Origin of the sequence: Streptomyces sp. NPDC007164 (assembly GCF_040634135.1) — a bacterium.
In the GTDB taxonomy this organism is placed as follows: Bacteria; Actinomycetota; Actinomycetes; order Streptomycetales; family Streptomycetaceae; genus Streptomyces; species Streptomyces sanglieri.
Genome location: NZ_JBEYFB010000124.1, coordinates 1 through 3,479, shown reverse-complemented (window position 1 = coordinate 3,479; position 3,479 = coordinate 1). Strand labels below are relative to the sequence as shown.

The 3,479-nt window shown below is 66.1% G+C and carries 3 protein-coding genes and 1 tRNA gene; 2 read left to right on the top strand and 2 right to left on the bottom strand.

The genetic code is table 11. The features are described from left to right. The first annotated feature begins 201 nt into the window (after positions 1 to 201). Entirely contained in the window at positions 202 to 1,044 is an 843-nt protein-coding gene (locus tag ABZ622_RS41855; RefSeq protein WP_360552558.1) for an IS5 family transposase, read from the top strand. A gap of 166 nt (positions 1,045 to 1,210) precedes the next feature. Here the strand turns inward: ABZ622_RS41855 and ABZ622_RS41850 are convergent, their stop codons facing one another. Next, positions 1,211 to 1,912: a hypothetical protein gene (locus tag ABZ622_RS41850; RefSeq protein WP_360552556.1), complete on the bottom strand. Its 702-nt coding sequence runs from the start codon at positions 1,910 to 1,912 to the stop codon at positions 1,211 to 1,213. Positions 1,913 to 2,312: 400 nt separating this feature from the next. Between ABZ622_RS41850 and ABZ622_RS41845 the strand changes: the two genes are divergently transcribed. Then, positions 2,313 to 3,071 carry a 2-phosphosulfolactate phosphatase gene (locus ABZ622_RS41845; protein ID WP_360552554.1) on the top strand — a complete coding sequence of 253 codons (759 nt, stop codon included), beginning with the start codon at positions 2,313 to 2,315 and terminating at the stop codon, positions 3,069 to 3,071. 58 nt (positions 3,072 to 3,129) lie between these two features. On the opposite strand, the gene ABZ622_RS41840 is transcribed toward ABZ622_RS41845, so the two are convergent. Continuing rightward, positions 3,130 to 3,202, bottom strand: a tRNA-Thr gene (locus ABZ622_RS41840). Positions 3,203 to 3,479: the final 277 nt, after the last annotated feature.

The window sequence follows — 3,479 nt, the reverse complement described above, 5'->3', positions numbered from 1 at the left end:
CATGATCAAGCAAAGGCCGCTCCGCTGTCCGGCGAACAGCAAAACCCGTGGCCAGCCCGCCCAACTAACCAAAGGCAAAGGTTTAAATACAAGCTTAGAAGCCGCACAGATAGGCGTGTTGGAGACACCCGGCAGGGGCGGTGGGGCACCATCTTGCTGATCACGGTGTGGCGACGTTCCGTGATTACTGAGGGGTGTTTTGTGCCTGTCCTGCCGTCCTGGCTGACCGAGCCGTTGTGGGAGCAGTTCGCGGCATTACTGCCCGAGCGGCCGGTCTGCGATCCGGCTCATCCGCTGGGCTGTCACCGGCCACGCATCAGTGACCGGGTTGTCTTCGACAAGTTGCTGCAGCTGCTGCGGTTCGGCTGTTCCTACCAGGCGATAGCCGACAGCACGTGCTCTGCCACCACGATCCGCACCCGCCGCGATGAGTGGATGCGGCTGGGTGTCTTTGCCCGGCTGAGGCAGCTCGCGCTTCAGGCGTACGACCGGATCGTGGGGCTGGTCCTGGACCAGGTCGCCGTCGACGGCTGCATAACCAAGGCTCCCGGCGGTGGCGAGGTCGCGGGGCGCTCGTCGGTCGACCGCGGCAAGCAGGGCCTGAAACGCTCCGGCATGGTGGACGGCTACGGCATCCCCCGGGGGCGTGTCCTGGCCGGTTCCAACCGCCATGACTCACTACTCCTGGCCCCGACCGTGGATCTCCTGGGCGATTTCGCGCCCTTGCCCGAACAGACTATTGTCCACCTCGACGCCTGCTACGACAGCGACAGCACCCGCACCCTGCTGGCCGGGCGCGGCCTGCACGGCCGCATCGCGCACAAGGGCGAGAAAGCCCCCATCCGGGCGAGCCGACGGTGGCATGTGGAGCGCACCCATGCCTGGCAGAACGCTTTCCACCGCCTGGCCCGCTGCTTTGAGCGCCGCGCCGTGGTCGTCGACGCGTTCTTCGACCTTGCGGATGCCATCATCACCGTCCGTAGTCTGATCCGCCGGGCGTGGACCAGCCACCGCTGGCACACCCGACCCCACCGCCGCCCCTGAACTATCGACGTTGGCACGCCCCCGGTGGCGTCGGCCACGTGGCAGCCCCCAGGGGCGTGCCGTGCGGGACGCGGTCAGCGGGGGCCAGCACTATGGACGATGGTGGACGCGACCGGGACCCTTGGTGGCGAACAAGCCCGGCCCCATCCGGTTCGGCAGTGAAGGTTCAGTTGTCGCGTGTTTCAGCAGCGCGAAACGGTAGACCTGCGTAGACGCGCCGCTTCAGCTCGCGGAAATCGTCGAAACCGTCCATGTGGGTGATCGCGTTGCCGTCGTCGTCATGGTCGTCGAACACGCGCAGTAGGTCGCGGTCGAAATGGTCCAGCATGCGGAGGTCGTCTATGTCAATCACGGCTGGTGGGGTCGCGATCTCAAGGCTCGGCCGACCGATCACCGCGTTGGCGCTGAGCGCGCCACCGATCGTGAAGTGATGGTGTTCGCCATAGAAGAGCTGGGCATGGACGTCGCCGCCGACGTAAGCGCCGCAGTCGTTGTAGTCGCCGATGAGCCGATCGGTGCTCAGGTCGCCGTGGACCTCGAGCCAGCCGGCGGTCACCACGTCGCGAGCCCGCATGTTGCCGGTCACCAGCAAGAAGGACTCGGGGTCGTCGCTGTCGCCGTACACGCCGTCGACGACCAGATCGCCGAGCACGACCAAGAGGTAGGCGCGCTCGTGTGTCAGGTCGAGGTCGCCGGGTATGTGCAGGTCGTCATCGACAAGCCAGATATCGCTGGTGTAGTCCTCGATCTCGTCGAGCGACGCGGTCACACGCTTGATCTTGTACTCGTCGTGGAACCGGCCGATTGCCGTGAGGACCTCGGCTCGGGAAACCTGATTCCTCTTGTAGCTACGCGCGTGGGTAATCATGGCCAGGACACTCTCCACGTGTGATTGGCGCCGAGTTCTGTCGAAGTGTGTCTACGCAGACGACGAGCCGCCGAGCGGACCTCTTCGAAGCCGCACCGGCATGCTAAACACCCTCACTGACACGCCCGCTCCGGCCCGACACCCCACGCCGAAATGCCGTAGCGCAATAGGTACTTCTACCGACACCACCGATCTCGAGCAGCCACCGTACCCATAGCGACAACCACAGTCGGTAACAGCAGCCCCGCCCTCACCCTGACCTGACCGAATTGCCCAACCGCCCTATCCGCGCGGGTTGTTAGTGCCGCATCAGGCGGCGGGCACCCCCATGACGGGCGCCCACACGCAGTCGTCGACAGGGCGAACATTGCCTGATGCTGCACCTGCCATTGTCATCACCATGGATGACGACTGGTATCTGCAGGCGGGCAGTGGAGCACGATTCGACTGGGGCCCCACGGGCGCCGGGTGGCTCTCGCCCGCGGTCGCGTGTCTGGTGGTGATCGACGTGCTGTCGTTCACCACTTCGGTGACCGTGGCCGTGGAGTCCGGCACCCGAGTCTTCCCGTACGCCTGGCGTGATGCCTCGGCATCGGCCTTCGCGGACCGCGTGGACGCTCGGCTGGCCGTGGGACGGCGCATGGCCACATCTGCATCCCCCTGGTCGCTGTCTCCGGCGGCACTGAGAGACGCGCCTTTCACTCCACAGCTGGTCCTGCCGTCTCCCAACGGCTCGTCGATCTCCGCCGCGGCCGGTGGCTCGACGGTCGTCGCGGGCTGTCTGCGCAACGCGACCGCGGTGGGCCGTTGGCTCGCCCGCAAGGGTTACGGAACACCCGCCCGCCCGGTTGCCGTGATCGCCTCGGGCGAGCGCTGGCCGGACGGCAGCCTGCGCCCCGCCCTGGAGGACCTGCTGGGCGCGGGAGCCTTTCTCTCGGCACTCAGAAAGCATCGTGGCGGTCCCTTGTCCCCCGAGGCGGCCACAGCGGCCGCATGCTTCGAGACAACGCCGGATGTCATCGCCACGGTGACCGCCGGCGCATCCGGGCAGGAGCTCGTCTCAGGCGGCTTCCCCGAAGACGTACGCATCGCAGCGCAGTTGGACGTCTCCGACACGGTGCCGGTCCTCACCAACGGGGCATTCACAGCAGCCGGATGACCTCCGCATCAAACAGGAAAGGCCCCCGCCGCTGGCGGGGGCCTTTCCTGTTCTTCGGAGCCCCAATGCGGAATCGAACCGCAGACCTTCTCCTTACCATGGAGACGCTCTACCGACTGAGCTATTGGGGCGCGCTGCTCTGTGCAACGAGATAAAGCATACCCTGAACTCGAGGATGCTCAAAACCACTGGTCGCAGCCGACTCTGACGGGCTCTCACCGGGCCCAGTACCGCCTCTCACGTGGCGATGCCGGACCTTTCCGGTCGGGGCCGGGCCGGCCTGTGTCCGCCGTCGTCGGGCAGATCGTGAACACAGAAAAGCCCCGTGTCCACAAGGACACGGGGCTTTCCCGTAAAAGGAGTTCGGCGGCGTCCTACTCTCCCACAGGGTCCCCCCTGCAGTACCAT